Here is an 18,999-nt window from a genome sequence, read left to right as displayed (position 1 = left end):
TTCATGGCGGCGATCGATTGGGTCCTGCTGATCGCCTATCTGGTCATGACCCTGGTGCTCGGGTTGTGGCTGGCGCGTCGCAACCGCGGCGAGGACGATTACTTCGTTGCCGGGCGTCGGCTCAGCGGCTGGCTGGCTGGTGCCTCGATGGCAGCCACCACCTTCTCGATCGACACGCCGCTGTATGTCGCCGGGCTGGTGGGGTCCCGCGGCCTTGCCGGTAACTGGGAGTGGTGGAGTTTCGGGCTGGCCCACGTCGCGATGGCGGTGGTCTTCGCTCCGCTCTGGCGTCGCAGCGGTGTGCTCACCGACGCCGCTTTCACGGAACTGCGCTACGGCGGGGCCGCTGCCGCCTGGCTGCGGGGCATCAAGGCCTTTCTGCTGGCTTTGCCGGTGAACTGCATCGGCATCGGTTACGCCTTTCTTGCGCTGCGCAAGGTTGTTGAAGCGCTCGGCATCGTGTCCGGCCAGCCGGCTGCTCTGGGCATCACCGACACCGTCTGGCTGCTGGCGGTGGTGGCCCTGCTTGTGATCAGTTACACCGTCGCCGGCGGGCTCTGGGCGGTGGTGGTCACGGATCTGATTCAGTTGCTGCTGGCTCTCGTCGGTGCTCTGGTCGTCGCGGTGGCGGCGCTGCGGGCTGCCGGCGGTATGGATGCTCTGCTCAGTCAGCTGCAGGATCTCGGTCGCCCGGAGCTGCTGAGCCTGGTGCCCTGGAACTGGCAGGACGGCGGCATCCGCTGGCTGGAGGGTGCCGGCATCAGCGTGCCGATGTTCACCGCCTACCTCGCGGTGCAGTGGTGGAGTTTCCGTCGCAGCGACGGTGGCGGTGAATTCATCCAACGCATGCTCGCCACCCGTGATGAGCAACAGGCCCGGCTGGCCGGCTGGGTGTTTCTGGTGGTCAACTATCTGATCCGGAGCTGGCTCTGGGTGGTGGTGGCGCTGGCCGCCGTGGTGCTGCTGCCTGAGCAGACCGACAGCGAGCTGAGCTACCCGGCACTGGCTGTTCAGCTGCTGCCGCCGGTGGCCCTCGGCCTTGTGGTGGTCTCCCTGGTGGCGGCCTTCATGAGCACGGTCAGCACATCGGTCAACTGGGGAGCCAGCTACCTCACCCATGACCTCTACCAGCGGTTTCTCAGGCCCCGTGCCGGCTCCCGTGAACTGCTGCTGATCGGTCAGCTGACCACCGTGCTGCTGCTGCTGCTCGGTGTGATCACCGCTCTGGTGAGCGACAGCATCGGCACGGTGTTCCGCCTGGTGATCGCCATCGGATCCGGGCCTGGGGTGGTGCTGGTGCTGCGTTGGTTCTGGTGGCGTGTGAATGCGGCGGCGGAGCTGGCGGCCATGCTCTGCGGTTTCGGGGTCGGTTTGCTCACCTCGGTCATCCCCCTGGTGCGCATCGACGACTACGGCATTCGCCTGACGGTGATCACCGGAGTCTCCGCAGTGGTCTGGCTGACGGCTCTTCTGCTCGCACCGCCCGAATCGGACGAGGTGCTCGAGCGCTTCGTCCGCCAGGTGCGTCCTCCCGGTCCGGGCTGGGCCCGGTTGCGGCAGCGGGTCGGGGTCACCCCGCTCGAGACTCTGCCGGCGCTGCTGCGGCGATTCCTTCTGGCCAATGGCGTGCTCTTCGGTGGTCTGCTGGGCACCGGCGCCTTTCTGCTGCATCAGCAGTTGGCCGGCTGGAGCGGGCTTGCCCTTCTGGTGCTCTGTGTGCTGCTGCTTCGGCGCTCGAATCAGCAGAATGCCGCCACCAGCCCGTGAGCCTTGGCCTTTTTCCGATCCACTCTGTTGCCGGTCCTGATCGTGCTCCTCTTCGCCCTGGCTCTGGTGGCGGTGAGTGCCCGCATCTGGCTGCCTGGAGACATGCTGGCCCCGGCGCCCGTCGGCTGAGCCGGAGCAGGCCCGCCCTACGATCGCTGCCATGACCGACGCCTCACCACGGGATCAGGGCCTCGCAGGCCTGTCGCTCGATCCGGAGCTGCTGGCCAGGGAGCTGGCGGCGGAACTGGACGGAGACCCGTTGGATGCGATCGCCATCGATGACGGAGAGGAACACTCGCTCGATGCGGCCAGGGCCTGTGATCAGGGCCTGATCCTGCTCACGCAGGGTCACGATCAGCGGCTGCAGGGCCTGCAGGTGTTCTGTGAGCACCGCGACCCGAGGGCCGTGCCACTGCTGCTGCCTCTGTTGCAACGTCCCTGCCCGGTTGAGCGGATGAGCGCCGTCTATGCCTTAGGACGCAACCCTTCACCTCCGGCTGTGCAGCCGCTGCTGCAACTGCTTCAGATCGACAGCAACGCCTATGTCCGCAAGGCGGCGGCCTGGAGCCTGGGCAATTACCCCGACGCGCCGGTGCTGAATCCACTGATGCAGGCGCTGCAGACCGATGTGGCCGCGGTCCGTCTCTGGTGTCCGGGATCCCTGGCCGAGGCCGGCAGTCGCTCGGCATCCAAGGCGGATCCCGCCGCCGGTCAGTTGCTCAGCAGTCTGCGCATCGACAGCGAACCCGTGGTCCGCAGCAACTGCATCTGGGCCCTCGGGAGACTCCATGAGCAGCTGGTGCCTCCCCGTCAGCAGGAGATCGTTGAGGCCATCGTGGAATCCCTGTTGCAGGACAGCGAGGCGTCCGTGCGGGACGAAGCCCGCACGGCGCTCGAACAGCTGGAGGACCCGGGTGTCATCGAGCGGCTTCAGGCCCTGATCGAAGAAGGATTTCTCCACTGATCCGGGATCCATCGGTCCGTTACGCCTGAGCCAACAGGCCCGTGGCAACCCAACTAGCATGCGTGCCTCAACACGGCTCCGGCATGCCCCAACGCACGCTCCGCTTCACCATCCGGCCTGACGGTCGGGTCGAAGAGCGGGTCGAAGGGGTGGCAGGAGAGGCGTGTCAGCAGCTCACCGAAAGTCTGGAGGCTGCCCTCGGAACTGTCGAACGGCAGGAACCCACAGGTGAGGCTTTTCTCCAGCCCGAAGTTCAGTCCCAGACCCTTCCCGCACACCTCCACTGATGTCGCACTTCAGCACCGTCAAGACCGAATTGCGTCAGATCGAGCCCCTGGTTCAGGCCCTCGAGGATCTGGGTCTGGCTCCTGAGAAGGGTCAACGTCCGGTGCGCGGCTACCGGGGCCAGACCGTCACGGCGGATCTCGCGGTGACCATGGATCAGGGGGGCGACCTCGGCTTCCGATGGAATGCTTCGACCGGAGCCTTTGAGCTGGTGACCGATCTGGATCTCTGGAAGCAGCGGATTCCTGTTGAACGCTTCCTGGCGCAGCTCACCCAGCGCTATGCCCTCAACACCGTGCTGGCAGCTTCCCTGCGTGAAGGGTTTCAGGTGGCCGAGCAGACCAACGCCCAGGACGGCTCCATCGAGCTGGTTGTCACGCGCTGGGACGCCTGATCCTGACTGATCCATCTCTCGCCTTTAAGGCACCGTCCAAGCTCCCGGACGCCCCCAGCGGTCGCGAACCGATGCTGGGTGGAGCGTTGAGGGAGCGGGCGGTCTGGGTGGATGAGGCGGTGTGCATCGGTTGCCGCTACTGCGCCCATGTCGCCACCAACACCTTCGTGGTGGAGCCGAGTTTCGGGCGCTCCCGTGCCATCCGTCAGGACGGTGACAGCAGCGAGCGGATTCAGGAGGCGATCGACACCTGTCCGGTGGATTGCATCCATTGGGTTCCCTTCGAGGAACTCGATGAGCTGCGTGACCAGCTGGCCTGTCAGCACCTCCAGCCGCTGGGTATGCCTTCAGCGGTGCGCAAGCGTCGCATCAAGCCGAGACACACCGCGTGAGCACCCCGCTGCCCACCAGACGGTTCGGGCGAACCGAGCTGCCGATGCCCGTGCTCTCCCTCGGTGGCATGCGGTTTCAGCAGAGCTGGAGTGACCTGCCTGCTGAACAGATCACCGATGCCTCCCAGACCAATCTGCTGCTCACGCTTCAGCGGGCCGTGGACCATGGTTTTCACCATGTGGAGACCGCCCGCCATTACGGCAGCTCGGAACGGCAGCTCGGCTGGGCCTTGCCGGACATTCCCGATCCGCACCGCATCCTGCAGAGCAAGGTTCCACCGCGCGACGATCCCAAAGAGTTCGAGGATCTGCTCTCCCTCACCTTCGAGCGGCTGGGTCGCGATCGTCTGGAGCTGCTGGCCATCCATGGCATCAATCAACCGCGGCATCTCGATCTGGCGCTGCGTTCCGGGGGCTGTCTGGAGGTGGTGCGCCGCTGGCAGAAGGACGGCCGCATCGGTCATGTGGGGTTCTCCACCCATGGCCCCGTCGATCTGATCGCGACCGCCTGCGACAGCGGAGCGTTCGATTACGTCAACCTTCACTGGTATTACATCCGTCAGGACAACAGTCCGGCTCTCGACGCCGCCCGACGCCAGGACATGGGGGTGTTCATCATCAGCCCCACCGACAAGGGCGGCCATCTGCACAGCCCCTCGGATCGCCTGCTCGAACTCTGCGCTCCGCTGCACCCGATCGTCTTCAACGACCTCTTCTGCCTCCGTGACCCACGGGTGCACACCATCAGTGTCGGAGCCGCGCGTCCCTCCGATCTCGATCGGCACCTCGAAGCGGTGCAGAGGCTTCCGGATGCCGCCGAGCTGATCGGACCGGTGCATGCCCGGCTGCAGGCCGCCGCCCTCTCAAGCCTGGGTGCCGATTGGCTCTCCAGCTGGCAGGTGGGCCTGCCCAGCTGGCAGCAGACCCCCGGGGAGATCAATCTGCCCGTGCTGCTCTGGCTCCATAACCTGCTTGAGGCCTGGGATCTGGAGCAGTACGCCAGAGCGCGCTACCGACTCCTCGGCCAGGGGGGGCACTGGTTCCCCGGCGCCAACGCCGATCCCCTCGACGCGGATGTCAGCGAGCAGGACCTGCGCTCCGTGCTGGGGACGAGTCCCTGGCGTGATCGCATTCCGTCGTTGCTGCGGCGACTGCGTGATCGCCTCGCCGGTGAGCCGCAGCGTCGTCTGATCAGCGTCTGACGACCGACGTCAACTCCCCAGCGGCAGTTTGCCGGGCACGCCCACAGCGCGGGGGAAGCCTGACGGGCAGGGACCGTCCTGTTGCAGCCGCAGCAGGTGGCGAATGCCCCGATCGCCTGGCAGCTGCTGCTGTTGCACCTCTGTGATCCGCGCCTTCAGATCCCGCAGGGCCCCCTGCAGGTCCCGGCCGTCGGCCTCGCTCCACTGACCGCGGTACAGCAGGGCCTGGCCGCTCGGTTGCAGCAGCGGCACCAGATACTCCGCCACCACCGGTGCCGCGGCCACCGCCCGTGCCATGGCCAGGTCGAACATGCCTCGACAGCGCCTGTCTCGTCCGGTGGTTTCGACCCGCTCGGTGCGCACGCTCACCCGTTCCGAGAGTCCGAGGGATCGGGCCATCTCCGCAACGGCCGCCGTCTTGCGCCCGACCGAATCCACCAGGGTGAGTCGCGCATGGGGAAGGGCGATCGCCACGGCGAGGCCGGGGAAGCCTCCGCCGGTGCCCACATCGATGCAGTGCAGCGGCCGGTCGGCTTGCTGCAGCTCCCTGCCCAGTGGCCAGAGGCTGTCGAAGACCTGGTTGATCCAGAAGTCATCGCCTTCCACAAGCCGGGTCAGATTGACGCGGCCGTTCCATTCCCGCAGCAGCTCCTGCAGCGTCAGGAACTGCTGCTGTTGCTCTGGCGTGGGGGTCCAGTCCAGAACCTGCCAGAGCTCCGCTCCCGGGTTGGAGGGGTCAGGCATCAACCATCAGCACGACTGTTCCTAGATTGAATCGCCGCCGAACCCACCGTGCCGGAGACGCCCTCCTGTCACTACGCACGGCTCGGGGTGTCCGTCCGGGCCGATCCGGAACAGTTGCGCCAGGCCTTCCGTCGTCAGAGCAAAACTCTGCATCCGGACACCACAGCACTTCCCGCCGCGTTGGCCGCGCAGCGCTTTCAGCAGTTGCGTGAGTCGTATGAGCTGCTGGCGGATCCCGCGCGACGTCGCCTGTACGACGAACAGCGGCTGAAACGGACCATCGCTCCGCTGGCGGCCGCTCCGGACCGTCGGGACAGCTGGCAGGGGATCGGGGAGCGGCGTCCCCTCTCCGGCGGTGAGTGGTTCTCGCTGGTGCTGCTGACGCTGGCGCTGCTGGTGTGCCTCGTGTTCGGACTCGGTGTGGCGGCCCTGCAGGGACGGGACTGGCAGGTCTCACCGGGCTGGCTCACGGATGAGCAGACTCGGGACAACGCCGCAGCCCCGCCATCGCATGTCAGACCTGCCACCGCAGACCACACCGCTGAATCAGCACTCCATCCGGGCGCTTGAGCAGTGGCTGGATTCCCTGGGGGCCTCGAGGGTTGATGGCGATCCCTGTCTCTGGTCGTTGGTCACGCCCGAGTGGACCGCAGAGCTGCAGCTGGAGAGGGAGGATCTGCGGGTGGCCTGGCAGCGCCCGGATCAGGCCGATCGCGTCTGCTCCCTCCCCTATGGCCTGTCGCGAGCGGATGTGGAGGCGGCGATCCAGGCCGGGCCCTGAGTCAGAGCTGATCGAGGGCCTTGCCGATCGCTGCATAGCACTGCTCCAACTGCGCATCCGTGATGCACAGCGGAGGCAGCAGGTACACCACCTGTCCGAGCGGCCGCAGGAACACGCCCGCTTCCATGGCGATGCGCTTGACGGTTGGCCCCGCGGGGTTGAGGTAGCCCGCTGTTCCCTCCACGGCAAGGTCGAAGGCCGCCAGGGTGCCGATCAGGCGGCAGTGGTCGACGCGTGGGTGCCGGCTCAGTGCCTGCAGATGCGGGCGATGGCGGGCCTCGAATCCAAGGAAGCGCTGCGGCTCCGCCTCCAGCAGATCGAGGCTGGCATTGGCCACCGCACAGCCCAGGGGGTTGGCGGTGAAGCTGTGGCCGTGCCAGAGGGTGAGTGAAGGATCACTGCCGATGAAGGCCGAGAAGATCCGTTCGCTGGCCATGGTGACCCCCATCGGCAGGCAGCCGCCGGTGAGTCCCTTGGACAGGGCCATCAGATCGGGTTGCAGCCCGGCCCGCCGGCTGGCGAACCAGTCGCCGCATCGCCCGAAGCCGGTCAGCACCTCATCGGCGATCAGCAGCGCCCCGGCGTCATGGACCAGCCTCTGCACCGCCTTGAGAAACTGAGGACGGACCACAGCCATGCCGCCGGCCCCCTGCAGCAGCGGCTCGAGGATCACCGCTGCAGTGGGTGTTTCCAGGGTGCGGCTCAGCACCGCCAGCGCCTCGGCTTCGCGCGCTTCCACCGCATCGTCGTCCCACCAGGTGGCCGGCCAGGGCACACGGGCGACCGGGAAGAGCTTGTCCTCGAACGGTGCACTGAACAGATTGCGCTCTCCCACGGCCATCGCCCCGAAGGTGTCGCCGTGATACGCCCCATCGAAGGCCACGATCTGATGGCGCGCCTCGCCGCGATTGGCCCACCACTGACAGGCGATCTTGAGCGCCACCTCCACCGCCGTGGAGCCGTTGTCGGAGAAGAAGAGCCGTTGCAGGCCGGTGATCGCGCTCAGCCGTTCCGCCAGCCGTTCGGCCGGCGCGTGGGTGAAATCGGCGAAAATGACCTGCTCAAGTGTCCTGGCCTGGTCGTGGACGGCGGCCGCCAGGTCGGGATGGGCATGGCCGTGCAACGTCACCCACCAGCTGCTGATCGCATCGATCAGTGGTTCTCCGGACTCGAGATGCAGCAGGGCTCCATCGGCCCTGGAGACCCGTCGCGGCGGTTCGCTGCGGGCGAGCTGAGTGAAGGGAGGCCAGAGGTTGGGATGCCGTGTGTGTGGACCCGCCGATGTCATGGCCATTCGCTCAGCTTTTGTCATATTGAGGCCCAGTGCGCTGGTGGTTGCCGATGGCCACGACGCGGATCCGACGGCCATCCAACCGATTCGTCTCTGCCGCCGGGCCTCGCTCCGGACTGAGCGGAGCGCAACCTCCCCGCCATCAGGTGTTCGCGGAAGGCGGCTGGCCGTCCATCCGCGTGCTGCTGGAAATGCGCGGCTGGTCTCCGACGCACATCGAGCAGATCCATGAACAGCTGCGTCAGGGATGGCCCCTGTCGCTGGCGGTCCGCCACGTCTCGATCCGCATGGGGACCTGTCCGATGCGATCGCGCTCGCTCGGCTGAGGGTTCAGCGGCAGGCTGTTCAGCGGCAGACTGCTCAGCGGCAGACGGTCGTGGAGCGTTCACTCTCGGTGGCGAACGGTCCGCAGTTCAGCCAGCGGATGACCTGAACTTCGATATCGGTGAACAGCACGAGCACACCGACGCAGAGGAGAAGCACCACCCCACTCACCAAGGACTGACGACCGTTCATGAGCGAGCGGGAGCAAGAAGCTGTCGGAATTTAGTGCTGAGGCCCTGCTGCCGCCACTGGCGGTCCAGAGCGTGTGCATCGAGCGGATTCAGGGGTGGCAGCTGCGCCAGCACCGGGATTCCACCGAACTGCTCCAGGGTGCCGGGATTGTCGGCATGGGGAGGGCCGTTGAGGATCAGTCCGAGAACGGCAATGCCCCGGTGCCGCAGGGCCTCCAGGCTCAGCAGGGTGTGATTGAGCGTTCCCAGGCCGCTGCGGGCGACGAGCACCACCGGCAGCTGCCAGCGCTGCAGCTGATCGATCTGCAGCCAGGAGCGGTTGAGCGGCACCATCAGCCCTCCGGCGGTCTCCACCACCAGGGGGCCGTTGCAGGGCGGCAGGCCGAGACAGGCGGGATCGAGCTCCGCGCCGTCGCATTCGGCCGCCCAGTGGGGAGACAGGGGCCGGCGGAACGCGTACGCCTCGCGCAGCCATCGCTCGGGTGGGAGGTTCAGCAGCTGACAGATCCGATCCCGGTCACCTCCCTCGTCCAGTCCGCTCTGCACCGGTTTCCAGTAGGTGGCCTGAAGCCCCTGCACCAGCCAGGCGCTCACCACCGTTTTGCCGACGTCGGTGTCTGTGCCGCAGACCACGATCCGCATGGGGGAAGACGTCATCGGCGCAGCAGCACCAGCAGGATCCGCCAGCTCAGCCTGAATGATCGTCCGCCGGCCTGCGGCCAGGCCCTCAGCAGGCGCCGCCAGGCTGCGGCCGAAAGCTGCGGGGCGGAGGTGGTGCCGGCACCGAGCTCCGCCATCGGTCGCAGCAGTCGCAGGGGATCGGCTGCACTCTGCGTGAACAGCAACTGACGCTGGAGATGGATCGCCGAGCCAGGAATGGCTTCCAGCAGTTGCTCACCGTCCGGTAACGGCAGCGCCGTACAGGGCACCCCTGCTGCTGTCGCTGCGGCATGCCATTGCGGGAAGCTGCCTCGGATCGGAACGCTCAGGGCCAGGACACCCCCCGGAGCCAGAGCGTTCCACCACCGCCGCAGCTGTCGTTCCGGCTCGGGCAGCCAGTGCAGGACAAAACTGGAGGCCAGCAGCGTCGGTGGTCGTGACCAGACCGGCAGCCCTGCACTCAGGTCAAACCGTTCGGTGGCGGCGGTGGCGGGATGCTGGCGCAGCATGGCGGCGCTGCCGTCCACCCGCAGCACGGTCTGGCCCGGTCGGATCGCTTCGAGAGCCTCGGCCAGCTGACCGGTGCCGCTGCCCAGATCCACCCAGAAGCCGCTGACGATGTCGGTGCGTCGGCAATGTTCCGCCAGGCGCAGGGCCATGGCCTGCTGCAATGTCGCCAGAGCGTCGTAACGGCGTGCTGAAGCGTCGAATGTCTCCAGCACCCTGCGGCTCCAGGCAGCGTTCATGGGCCCTGCTCCAGCCAGGCCCGCACCCTCGCCAGCACCGGCAGGTTGATCAGGGCATGTCCCCAGTCCGGCAGCGTCACGATCTCGATCCGGTCTCCCGGCAGAGCAGCGGTCAGCTGCTGCTGACTGATGGCCGGCACGATGGCATCCAGATTCCCCTGCACCACCAGCACTCTGGCGTTGGCAGGGAAGGCGGCCGGCAGTGCTGAACACTCCTGAAGCAGAGTCAGATCCGCCGCCAGCCTGTGGCGACCGGCGGCGGTCACTCCCTCGAGCAGGGATGACGGCGGCAGGGCCGAGAGCGGCAGAGGCTGGGCGGCCCGAGTCAGGAAGCGTTCCAGCATTCCTCTCTCCTCGCTGCTGCCGAGGGCCGATGCCATGCCGGCCAGACCTGCCCGGATGGCTCGTCCAGCACGGTCGCTGGGCACGAAACGTCCGAAACTGCCCAGCAGCACCACGTCGGTCGCCGTCTCCAGCACGGAGCTGGGCAGCAGGTGCAGACCGAGCGAATGGGCGATCAGCAGACGGCGCCCGGGCTCCGGATGCCAGCTCGGGGATCGGGGGGGCAGGTTGCCGTAGCCCCGTTCTCCATCACTCCAGTGCCAGCCCAGAGCCATCAGCTCCTCTCGCCAGTGGCGCCAGTTCGAGGCGTCACCGGCCCACCCGTGCATCGTGATGGCCTGGTTCATGGGCTGGGAAGGGCCGCCAGCAGTCGCTCCAGGCTTCCCTGCGGCAGATCCCGGCGCAGCACAAGCCGCAGCCGTGCGGTTCCCTCCGGAACCGTGGGGGGACGGATCGCGATACTCAGCAGTCCCTGTGCCTCCAGCTGCTCCTGATGCTGCAGGGTTGAGGCGTCATCACCGATGAGCAGCGGCAGCACCGGGCCGTCTCCACGGGGGCGGCACCAGCCGGCTTGTTGCAGGGCATCCCGCCAGCGCCGGGAGCGTTGCAGCAACTCCTGTCCCCAGTTCGGATGCCTCTGCAGCAGATCCAGGGCTGCGCGGGCTCCGGCCACCAGCGGCGGCGCCAGGGCCGTGGTGTAGCGGAAAGCTCCACTGGTCTGCAGCAGGCGTTCGCCCATGGCGGCATCACCGGCCAGAAAGGCACCGCCGCTGCCGAAGGCCTTGCCGAAGGTGCCGCTGATCAGATCCACCGGTTGCCCCATGGCGTGGCAGAGGCCACGCCCGCCGATCCCGAGCACGCCGAGGGCATGGGCTTCATCGATCAGCAGCCGGGCTCCGTGGTGGGAGCAGAGTCGGGCCAGCGCCTCCACATCGGGGCTTGTGCCTTCCATGCTGAACAGGCTCTCGCTGATCACCAGCGGTGCTTCATCGCCGCTGAGCTTGACCAGACGGCGTTCGAGATCAGCCAGGTCGTTGTGAGCGAAGCGCTGCAGTCGTGCTCCGGAGGCCTGAACTCCCACCAGCAGGGAGTGGTGAATCAGCCGATCCGCCAGGACGGTGCTGCGTCGGTTCGCCAGGGCGCCGACAGCGGCGATGTTGGCCTGGAAGCCGCTTGGGAAGAGAAGTACTCGATCGCGGCCGAGCCAGTCGGCCAGGGCCTGCTCAAGGTCGTCATGGCCGGGTCGGCTGCCGGTGACCAGCCGTGAGCCTCCGCTTCCCACCCCTTCCGTCCGCAGGGCGGCGGTGGCCGCTTGGATCAGATCCGGATGACGGCTCAGGCCGAGGTAGTCGTTGCTCGCCAGATCGAGCAGCGGTTCACCCCCCTCGGCCGCGTGGCGCAGCTGCCAGCTTTCCGCCCCGGGACACCAGGTGCGCAGGCGACGACGTCTGGCCGGCTCGGCTTGGGTCATCGGTTCAGTCTGCGCGCTGCTCCACCGGAAGATGGTGGTTTCGAATTCAGTCGGATGTCTCCGGAGCGCTTCACGCTGTTGTTCCCGCTCTGGACCCTGCTCGGCGCGGTGGTCGCCCTGCTCTGGCCTCCGCTGTTCATCTGGTTCCGCGGTCCGCTGATCACGCTGGGGCTCGGGGTGATCATGCTGGGGATGGGCCTGGGACTGGCGCCCCAGGATTTCCTCCGGGTGGGTCAGCGGCCACGGCCGGTGTTCATCGGATTGGCCGCTCAGTTTCTGGTGATGCCCAGCCTTGCGGCGACCCTGGCCTGGGGGCTGCAGCTGTCTCCGCCGCTGGCCGTCGGGCTGATCCTGGTGGGGTGCTGTCCCGGAGGAACCGCCAGCAACGTGGTGGCGCTGATCGCCCGTGCGGATGTGGCCCTTTCCGTGGTGATGACCACGCTCAGCACGCTGGCGGCTGTGGTGCTGACCCCACGGCTGACGGAACTGCTGGCCAGTCAGTACGTGCCGGTGAATGGATGGACCCTGTTCCTCAAGGTGGTGCAGGTGGTGCTGTTACCGGTGGCGTTGGGGGTGGTGCTGAAGCAGGGCTTCCCGCGGGTGGCCCGGCGTGTTCAGCCTGTGATGCCACCCCTGGCGGTGGTGATGATCGTGATGATCGTGGCGAGCATCGTGGGCAGCCAACGGGCTGCTCTGATCGAGCAGGGGCCGCGGCTGCTGATGGCCTGCCTGCTGCTGCATGGCGGCGGTTTTCTGCTCGGGCATCTGATCCCGCGACTGCTGGGTGAGCCGGTGCCGGTGCGTCGCACCATCAGCATCGAAGTAGGGATGCAGAATTCAGGACTGGCGGTGGTGCTGGCCCGAAGCGGTGGTTTCGCCAGCCCGATCACCGCGTTGCCTGGGGCCATTTCAGCGGTGATTCACTGCTTGATCGGCAGTGGCCTTGCAGCGAGCTGGCGTCGGTCGGAGCCGTCAGACGGCTGAATCAGCCGGCGAGCTTGGCGAAGAGTTCCTTGTGGTAATCAACGACGTTCTGGCAGCTGATCACCGGTGTGAATTCAACAACCATGCCGAACTGAGCACGCCAGGGTGCGAAGTGGGCAAACAGCTGTTTGTCACTTTCTGCGCGACAAAGCACCACGACGCGGCCTTCGCCGGGAGCATGAACGCGGAACAGCAGTTCAAAACCTTCGAACTTGTCTTCCTTTGCCATGGCACCACTTTCCCAGAGTTCGACGAACTGGGCATAGGCCGCCTTCTGCATGTCGATGTCATCGAACTGGATGTCAGCCAGATAAAGTTGCATGGTTTTTTTGTGATGAACACGACAACAGAATGATGTTCCACTGCTGAATCAATCAGCAAGGATGCATACAACTCCTGAAAGAAAATTTAAGGCCTTCGCTCGTCAGCGCTGCCTGAACTCAGCTGCGGGAGGGTTCGCTGGCGATCAGCTTGTAGAGCCACAGCGCACTGCAGGCCAGGCTCATGGACAGCAGAACGGTCAGCAGGTCAAGAGTTGTCATGATTCTTTACGGCGACCGAACCTTTCTAACGGCTCGAGCCGCTGAGTGCCAGCTGGGCCGCGGGGTTGTCCTTCCTTAAGATCCGCGCATGACATCCACGGCGCCGCCTACGACTGACCCCGGCGCTGAAGGGCCAGCCCCACTCGATCTGGCGGGCATCTTCCCCTTCCCTCTGGACGGCTTCCAGCTGGAGGCCATTGATGCCCTGAACCAGGGGCATTCCGTCGTCGTCAGCGCTCCCACCGGATCGGGCAAGACCCTGGTCGGTGAATATGCGATCCATCGGGCCCTGGCTCACGGCCAGAAGGTCTTCTACACCACACCTCTGAAGGCGCTCTCCAACCAGAAACTGCGCGATTTCCGCGATCAGTTCGGGGAGCAGAACGTCGGCCTGATGACCGGTGATCTCAGCGTGAACCGCGAGGCATCGATCGTCGTGATGACGACGGAGATCTTCCGGAACATGCTCTACGCCGAGGCCGATGAGCACGACGACCCCCTCGCGGATGTGGAAGCGGTCGTTCTGGATGAATGCCATTACATGAACGATTCCCAGCGCGGCACGGTCTGGGAGGAATCGATCATCCATTGCCCCCCTCCCGTGCAACTGGTGGCGCTCTCGGCCACCGTCGCCAACGCCGGTCAGCTCACCGACTGGATCGAGAAGGTTCACGGTCCGACGCAGCTGGTGATCAGTGATCACCGCCCGGTGCCGCTGCAGTTCAGCTTCTGCAGTGCCAAGGGTCTGCATCCTCTCCTGAATGAACAGGGAACCGGTCTGCATCCCAACTGCAAGGTCTGGAGGGCTCCCAAGGGGCAGAAACGCAAGGGGCGTTCCCCCAAGCCGCCCCAGCCGGAACCGCCTCCGATCAGTTTCGTGGTCGCTCAGATGGCGGAGCGGGACATGCTCCCAGCCATTTATTTCATCTTCAGTCGCCGGGGCTGTGACAAGGCGGTGCGGGATCTGGGGGTGCAGTGTCTGGTGAGCCCCGAGGAGCAGGCCCGCATCCGCGAGCGGTTCACCGCCTACAGCCAGGCCAACCCCGAGGCCGTGCGGGACGGCCTGCATGCGGATGCCCTGCTGCGTGGCATCGCCGCACACCACGCCGGCGTTCTGCCGGCCTGGAAGGAGTTGATCGAAGAGCTGTTCCAGCAGGGCCTGGTGAAGGTGGTCTTCGCCACCGAGACCCTGGCGGCGGGCATCAACATGCCTGCCCGCAGCACGGTGATCTCCGCTTTGTCCAAGCGCACCGAGCGGGGGCATCGTCCGCTCATGGGCAGTGAGTTCCTGCAGATGGCCGGTCGGGCCGGGCGGCGCGGTCTCGACTCCCGCGGCTACGTGGTGACCGTGCAGAGTCGCTTCGAGGGCGTCCGCGAAGCGGGACATCTGGCCACCAGTCCCGCCGATCCGCTGGTCAGCCAGTTCACCCCCAGCTACGGCATGGTGCTCAACCTGCTCCAGCGCCATGACCTGGACAAGGCGCGGGAACTGGTGGAGCGCAGCTTCGGCCGCTACCTGGCCAGCCTCGATCTGGTGGAGGAGGAGGACATCCTTTCTCAGCTGCGTCTGCAGCTCGGTCAGCTGGAGGGGGTCGCCGGAGACGTGCCCTGGGAGGACTTCGAGAATTACGAAAAGCTGCGGGGCCGGCTGCGGGAGGAGCGGCGCCTGTTGCGCATCCTCCAGCAGCAGGCCGAGGAGACCCTGGCCAATGAGCTCACCCTGGCGCTGCAGTTCGCCAGCACCGGCACCCTGGTGAGCCTCAAGTCACCCCAGCTGCGCGGCCGGGTCACCCCGGCGGTGATCGTCGAGAAGGTGAACGGTCCGGGTCAGTTCCCGCTGCTGCTCTGCCTCACCGACGACAATCTGTGGCTGCTGGTGCCCTGCCAGGCGGTGGTCAGCCTCCACGCCGAGCTGAGCTGCCTGCAGGTGGACAGCGTGATGGTGCCGGAACTGCAGCGTGGCGGTGAGCTGCGCCATGGGGATCAGCAGAGCGGAGGACTGGCCCTGGCCGTGGCTCATATGGCCGGCCGTCATGACATGACCACTCCCCAGTACGACCTGGCCGGCGAAGTGCTCACGCAGGCCAGGCTCGTGCAGGCCCTCGAACAGGAGCAGGAGCAGCATCCGGCGCATCGGTGGGGGGATCGCAAGCAGCTCAAGAAGCATCGCCGCCGTATGGAAGAGCTGGAAGAGGAGATCGAGGAACGACAGCGGCTGCTGCATCACCGAGCGAACCGACACTGGGAGACCTTTCTGTCCCTGCTTGAGATCCTGCAGCAGTTCGGCTGCCTCGAGGATCTCGAGCCGACCGAGATCGGACGCACCGTCGCGGCTCTGCGCGGCGACAACGAACTCTGGCTTGGACTGGCTCTGATGAGCGGACACCTCGATGATCTCGAGCCGCCTGATCTTGCGGCGGTGTTCGAGGCGATCAGCACCGAGGTGAACCGACCGGATCTCTGGAGTGGCTTCCCGCCACCGCCGGCAGCGGAGGAGGCCCTGCATGATCTGAGCGGGCTGCGGCGCGAGCTGCTGCGGGCTCAGGAGCGTCGTTCCGTGGTGGTCCCCGCCTGGTGGGAGCCGGAGCTGATGGGACTGGTGGAGGCCTGGGCGAGGGGGACCGACTGGACCGATCTGATCGCCAACACCTCCCTGGATGAGGGTGATGTGGTGCGCATCATGCGCAGAACGGTCGATCTGCTGGCTCAGGTTCCCTACTGCGAGGCGATCAGCGAGCAGCTGCGCAGCAAGGCCCGTCAGGCCCTGCGGGCGATCAACCGTTTCCCTGTGGCGGAAGCGGATGATCTGCTCAGGCAGGCCGGCGAGCTGAACCCGGCAACGGAACGGGCGGCCTGAGATCAGCGCTCCGGCGTTGCCATGGCCACCGGATCCACCAGGCGATCAAAGGTCTCGCCATCCAGATGACCGGAGGCGAGGGCCGCCTGCCGCAGGCTGAGCCCCTCGCGATGGGCCTGCTGGGCGATGGCACTGGCCTTGCTGTACCCGATCGCAGGGGTGAGGGCGGTCACCAGCATCAGGGAGCTCTCCACCAGGGCGGTGATGCGTGCCCTGTCCGGTTCCATGCCCTCCACAAGATTCAGCCGGAAGCAGTGGCAGGCATCCGTCAGCAGGGTGATCGCCTTGAGCAGATTGAAGCCGATCAGGGGCTTGTACACATTCATCTGCAGATGTCCTCCTGAGGCCGCGGCTGCGACGGCAGCGTCCAGGCCGATCACCTGGGTGCAGACCATGGCCAGTGCCTCGCACTGGGTGGGATTCACCTTCCCCGGCATGATCGAGCTTCCCGGTTCGTTGGCGGGGAGCAGCAGTTCCCCAAGACCGGCCCGCGGCCCGCAGGCCAGCAGGCGGATGTCGTTGGCCATGCGCAGCAGTGCCAACGCAAGCCGTCGCAGCTGGGCCATGGCCTGATGCAGGGCGTCGTGACCGGCCATCACGGCAAACAGATTCGGCGCCGGAGCGAGCGGCAGATCGACCAGCCCGCCCAGTTCGATCGACACCGCGGCGGCGAATCCCGCCGGAGCGTTCAAGCCGGTGCCCACGGCGGTTCCTCCCAGCGGCAGCTGCTGCAGCTCCGGCAGGCAGTCCGCCAGGCTGCGGCGTGCCTGCCCCAGCTGATCCCGCCAGGCGGAGACCTCATCGGCGAGTCGCAGCGGAACCGCATCCTGGAGATGGGTGCGACCGATCTTGACGATGTCGCTCCAGGCCTGGACCTTGTCGTCCAGCCCTCCGATCAGCGCATCCAGCTCCGGAAGCAATGCCTGCTGGAGCCGCAGGGCGGCTGCCACATGGATCGCTGCAGGAAAGACGTCGTTGGTCGACTGGGATCGATTGACGTGATCATTCGGATGAACCGGGAGATGGCTGCCCAGCGGCTCGCCGTTCTGGCGGGACACCAGGTTGCTGATCACCTCGTTCATGTTCATGTTCGTCTGGGTTCCACTTCCCGTCTGCCAGACGCTGAGCGGAAACTGTTCGTCGTGCAGGCCGCTGGCGATGGCACCCGCGGCCTCAGCGATCGCGCTTGCCTTGCCGGTATCGAGAACCTTCATCTCGGCATTGACGAGGGCACAGGCCTGCTTGATCCGGGCCAGGGCATGGATCAGCTCCGCCGGCATCCGTTCATCGCTGATGGCGAAATTTCTGAGGGAGCGCTGGGTCTGCGCACCCCAGAGCGCGCCGGCAGGAACACTGACGGGCCCCAGGCTGTCCCGCTCCTGTCGAACCCGATCATCCATCGCAGAATGCCGCTCAAAGCTCACAATCGTATGCAGACGGGATGAGCTTCCAGACGCTGGCAGAGCGCAGCCACCGCTGCTCGGTGGACCTCCCGGGGGGTGAGCTGGACAGTCTGGAGAGGTTTCTGCAGAAACCGAAGCGCACCATGGCGGCTCTGCTCAGCCGTGAGCGCATGACACCACTCGGTCAGGGAAGGTTCCTCTACCAATCCAGACCGTTCCGGGTGCTGCAGTTCGAGATCAGGCCGGTGGTGGTGTTCCAGGCGGTCTGGCAGCACAGATGCCTCCGGATCGATTTTGAGGATTGTCAGCTGAAGGGGCTCGGCGCTGTGCAGGAAGCGGTCCGCTTCGAATGCCGAGCTGTGCTGACACCGCGTGATCAACGGCTGGATGCTGAGGCGACAGCAGCTCTGGCCATTGCTGAGCGGCACCCGCTGCAGCGACTGCCGCTTTCCGTGATGGAAGCTCTGGCCAGCAAAGCCCTCGGCCTGGTTGTTGTGCGTCTGGAACGCCGTTGTCAGGGTGGGCTGCGTCGTGCTGTGGAGCGCTGGATCCACGCGGCAGGTGAACAGGCTGATGGGCCGAGGAATCCCCGGTTACAATCTCTGCCGTTCATCGGTCAGCGAAGAGATGTCGTCGACCAGGATGAGCAGAACGCTGATTGAATTGACGCGCGCGTGCAGAGAGGAATCTCTGCCGAGGGGGCGTTCACGCTGCCTGTTGAAAGATGTCTCCTTTGCTTTGCGGGAGGGGCAGAAAGTTGCTGTGTTCAGCGACTTCAACAAAAGTGCTAATGCTCTGCTGGAGTGTGCTTCAGAGGTGGCACCGTTGCAGTCGGGGAAAGTGGAGATCCGGGCCAATGTGAGCTGGCCCCTGCCATCGCGTGGTGCCCTGGAAGGTGTGATGACAGGTCGTCAGAATGCGAAGTTCCTGCAGGCGGTGTATGGAACGCCCGGGGAAGAGTATGAGCAGATCGCCAGGATCGAGGAGTTGGCAGCCCTTGAGCCCGGTTGTTTTGATCAGCGAATGAAGAGCTGGGGACCTCTGATGAGGGCGCGCTTCGATGTTGCAGTATCTCTAGTTTTTGACTTTGACGTTTACATCATTTCAAAGAGATTTCCCTGGAGTCAGCCGACGAGGCCTCAGCTTGAAACCCTGGTGAGGGAGGCCTTCGAGCGTCGGGTTTCTGGTAAAACACTGCTTCTTTTTCACCAGGATGAAGAGTTTCTGGGCCGCTACTGTGACGAGGCGATTGTGATCAGCGATTGTCAGATTGCTTACAAAGGTTCCTTCCCTGATGCGCAGAAATGGTTCCATCTCAATATTACCAAGTCTCGTATTGAAGACGATTCCCAGGATCAGGAGATTGAAGATTCGTCGCCTGAGTTGATCGAAGAATCTCCCGATGAGGTGCAGCTATGGTGAATCTATTAACAGCTTTTGGCCGCAGGGTCGCGCGCATCGTTAACGGATTGGCACTGCAGGTCCGGATCGTGCTGGCGTTGGCAGACCGTGATTTCTTCATGCGTGCGGAGAAGGGTTCCTTTGGCGTCTGGGGGGTGCTGTTTGAGCCTCTGGCCCTGATGTTGACATTGCTCGCACTCCGAATTCTGGTGCGGATGAAAACTGTGGACCTGATGAATCCACTCATCTGGCTGGCCT

General features: G+C 65.6%; 24 protein-coding genes. 15 read left to right on the top strand and 9 right to left on the bottom strand.

Translation table 11 applies throughout. From position 1 onward, the window contains the following. The first annotated feature begins 3 nt into the window (after positions 1-3). The 7 genes from ACJ0G7_RS00120 to ACJ0G7_RS00090 all read left to right on the top strand — a co-directional run bounded on the left by ACJ0G7_RS00120 (position 4) and on the right by ACJ0G7_RS00090 (position 5,004). On the top strand, positions 4-1,767 hold the full coding sequence (locus tag ACJ0G7_RS00120) for a sodium:solute symporter family protein (protein WP_407394631.1): 1,764 nt from the start codon (positions 4-6) through the stop codon (positions 1,765-1,767). A gap of 3 nt (positions 1,768-1,770) precedes the next feature. Then, complete coding sequence (locus tag ACJ0G7_RS00115; RefSeq protein ID WP_255475466.1) at positions 1,771-1,896, top strand: hypothetical protein; 126 nt, start codon at positions 1,771-1,773, stop codon at positions 1,894-1,896. Between the two features lie 31 nt (positions 1,897-1,927). After that, a complete protein-coding gene (locus ACJ0G7_RS00110; protein ID WP_407394629.1) occupies positions 1,928-2,731 on the top strand; it encodes a HEAT repeat domain-containing protein in 804 nt (267 codons plus the stop codon). A gap of 83 nt (positions 2,732-2,814) precedes the next feature. After that, on the top strand, positions 2,815-3,018 hold the full coding sequence (locus tag ACJ0G7_RS00105) for a DUF2997 domain-containing protein (RefSeq protein WP_043692349.1): 204 nt from the start codon (positions 2,815-2,817) through the stop codon (positions 3,016-3,018). Then, the gene (locus tag ACJ0G7_RS00100) at positions 3,018-3,410 is read left to right on the top strand and encodes a DUF1257 domain-containing protein (protein WP_043692346.1); all 393 of its coding nucleotides are present in this window, start codon (positions 3,018-3,020) and stop codon (positions 3,408-3,410) included. The genes ACJ0G7_RS00105 and ACJ0G7_RS00100 overlap by 1 nt, the downstream gene beginning before the upstream one ends. Before the next feature lie 2 nt (positions 3,411-3,412). Beyond that, positions 3,413-3,802 (top strand): ferredoxin, encoded by a 390-nt coding sequence (locus ACJ0G7_RS00095; RefSeq protein ID WP_043692342.1) that lies wholly within the window; start codon positions 3,413-3,415, stop codon positions 3,800-3,802. A gap of 44 nt (positions 3,803-3,846) precedes the next feature. Then, entirely contained in the window at positions 3,847-5,004 is a 1,158-nt protein-coding gene (locus ACJ0G7_RS00090; protein WP_084188108.1) for an aldo/keto reductase, read from the top strand. Between the two features lie 9 nt (positions 5,005-5,013). Here the strand turns inward: ACJ0G7_RS00090 and rsmG are convergent, their stop codons facing one another. Continuing rightward, on the bottom strand, positions 5,014-5,748 hold the full coding sequence (rsmG, locus tag ACJ0G7_RS00085) for a 16S rRNA (guanine(527)-N(7))-methyltransferase RsmG (RefSeq protein ID WP_407394627.1): 735 nt from the start codon (positions 5,746-5,748) through the stop codon (positions 5,014-5,016). A gap of 48 nt (positions 5,749-5,796) precedes the next feature. Here rsmG and ACJ0G7_RS00080 point away from each other — a divergent pair, with 48 nt between their 5' ends. Further along, positions 5,797-6,318, top strand: a complete 522-nt coding sequence (locus ACJ0G7_RS00080) for a J domain-containing protein (RefSeq protein WP_253912823.1) — start codon at positions 5,797-5,799, stop codon at positions 6,316-6,318. After that, on the top strand, positions 6,260-6,529 hold the full coding sequence (locus ACJ0G7_RS00075) for a DUF3143 domain-containing protein (RefSeq protein WP_156957100.1): 270 nt from the start codon (positions 6,260-6,262) through the stop codon (positions 6,527-6,529). The genes ACJ0G7_RS00080 and ACJ0G7_RS00075 overlap by 59 nt, the downstream gene beginning before the upstream one ends. A 1-nt stretch (position 6,530) precedes the next feature. Here ACJ0G7_RS00075 and bioA read toward each other — a convergent pair whose 3' ends face one another. Then, on the bottom strand, positions 6,531-7,817 hold the full coding sequence (gene bioA / locus ACJ0G7_RS00070; protein ID WP_407394625.1) for an adenosylmethionine--8-amino-7-oxononanoate transaminase: 1,287 nt from the start codon (positions 7,815-7,817) through the stop codon (positions 6,531-6,533). Between the two features lie 53 nt (positions 7,818-7,870). Here bioA and ACJ0G7_RS00065 point away from each other — a divergent pair, with 53 nt between their 5' ends. Further along, on the top strand, positions 7,871-8,146 hold the full coding sequence (locus tag ACJ0G7_RS00065; protein WP_407394623.1) for a hypothetical protein: 276 nt from the start codon (positions 7,871-7,873) through the stop codon (positions 8,144-8,146). 34 nt (positions 8,147-8,180) lie between these two features. Here ACJ0G7_RS00065 and ACJ0G7_RS00060 read toward each other — a convergent pair whose 3' ends face one another. The 5 genes from ACJ0G7_RS00060 to ACJ0G7_RS00040 are packed head-to-tail and all read right to left on the bottom strand — an operon-like array spanning position 8,181 to position 11,554. Then, a complete protein-coding gene (locus tag ACJ0G7_RS00060; RefSeq protein ID WP_173402129.1) occupies positions 8,181-8,336 on the bottom strand; it encodes a hypothetical protein in 156 nt (51 codons plus the stop codon). Then, positions 8,333-8,992, bottom strand: coding sequence for a dethiobiotin synthase (gene bioD, locus ACJ0G7_RS00055; protein ID WP_407394621.1), 660 nt, complete (start codon positions 8,990-8,992; stop codon positions 8,333-8,335). The genes ACJ0G7_RS00060 and bioD overlap by 4 nt, the downstream gene beginning before the upstream one ends. Next, entirely contained in the window at positions 8,989-9,741 is a 753-nt protein-coding gene (locus ACJ0G7_RS00050) for a methyltransferase (protein WP_407394619.1), read from the bottom strand. Before ACJ0G7_RS00050 ends, bioD begins: the two co-directional genes overlap by 4 nt. Continuing rightward, entirely contained in the window at positions 9,738-10,430 is a 693-nt protein-coding gene (locus tag ACJ0G7_RS00045; RefSeq protein ID WP_407394618.1) for an alpha/beta hydrolase, read from the bottom strand. The genes ACJ0G7_RS00050 and ACJ0G7_RS00045 overlap by 4 nt, the downstream gene beginning before the upstream one ends. Continuing rightward, positions 10,427-11,554, bottom strand: coding sequence for an aminotransferase class I/II-fold pyridoxal phosphate-dependent enzyme (locus ACJ0G7_RS00040; RefSeq protein WP_407394616.1), 1,128 nt, complete (start codon positions 11,552-11,554; stop codon positions 10,427-10,429). The genes ACJ0G7_RS00045 and ACJ0G7_RS00040 overlap by 4 nt, the downstream gene beginning before the upstream one ends. A gap of 54 nt (positions 11,555-11,608) precedes the next feature. Between ACJ0G7_RS00040 and ACJ0G7_RS00035 the strand changes: the two genes are divergently transcribed. Beyond that, the gene (locus ACJ0G7_RS00035; protein WP_043696840.1) at positions 11,609-12,538 is read left to right on the top strand and encodes a bile acid:sodium symporter family protein; all 930 of its coding nucleotides are present in this window, start codon (positions 11,609-11,611) and stop codon (positions 12,536-12,538) included. 1 nt (position 12,539) lies between these two features. Here ACJ0G7_RS00035 and ACJ0G7_RS00030 read toward each other — a convergent pair whose 3' ends face one another. Then, the gene (locus tag ACJ0G7_RS00030; RefSeq protein WP_043692313.1) at positions 12,540-12,860 is read right to left on the bottom strand and encodes a DUF3303 domain-containing protein; all 321 of its coding nucleotides are present in this window, start codon (positions 12,858-12,860) and stop codon (positions 12,540-12,542) included. 308 nt (positions 12,861-13,168) lie between these two features. On the opposite strand from ACJ0G7_RS00030, the gene ACJ0G7_RS00025 reads away from it, so the two are divergent. Continuing rightward, positions 13,169-15,937: a DEAD/DEAH box helicase gene (locus ACJ0G7_RS00025; protein WP_407394613.1), complete on the top strand. Its 2,769-nt coding sequence runs from the start codon at positions 13,169-13,171 to the stop codon at positions 15,935-15,937. 2 nt (positions 15,938-15,939) lie between these two features. On the opposite strand, the gene ACJ0G7_RS00020 is transcribed toward ACJ0G7_RS00025, so the two are convergent. Further along, positions 15,940-17,337, bottom strand: coding sequence for a class II fumarate hydratase (locus ACJ0G7_RS00020; protein ID WP_407394611.1), 1,398 nt, complete (start codon positions 17,335-17,337; stop codon positions 15,940-15,942). A 41-nt stretch (positions 17,338-17,378) separates the two neighbouring features. Between ACJ0G7_RS00020 and ACJ0G7_RS00015 the strand changes: the two genes are divergently transcribed. The 3 genes from ACJ0G7_RS00015 to ACJ0G7_RS00005 all read left to right on the top strand — a co-directional run. Next, entirely contained in the window at positions 17,379-18,002 is a 624-nt protein-coding gene (locus tag ACJ0G7_RS00015) for a DUF1997 domain-containing protein (protein ID WP_407394610.1), read from the top strand. 55 nt (positions 18,003-18,057) lie between these two features. Then, positions 18,058-18,762 carry a hypothetical protein gene (locus ACJ0G7_RS00010; protein WP_407394608.1) on the top strand — a complete coding sequence of 235 codons (705 nt, stop codon included), beginning with the start codon at positions 18,058-18,060 and terminating at the stop codon, positions 18,760-18,762. After that, a partial coding sequence (locus ACJ0G7_RS00005; RefSeq protein WP_407394606.1) for a hypothetical protein occupies positions 18,756-18,999 on the top strand: 244 nt, incomplete at its 3' end. The genes ACJ0G7_RS00010 and ACJ0G7_RS00005, both read left to right, overlap by 7 nt.

Origin of the sequence: Parasynechococcus sp., assembly GCF_045559935.1 — a bacterium.
In the GTDB taxonomy this organism is placed as follows: domain Bacteria; phylum Cyanobacteriota; class Cyanobacteriia; order PCC-6307; family Cyanobiaceae; genus Parasynechococcus.
Note: the sequence above shows the minus strand (reverse complement) of the source record. Positions and strands in the feature narration are given on the sequence as shown.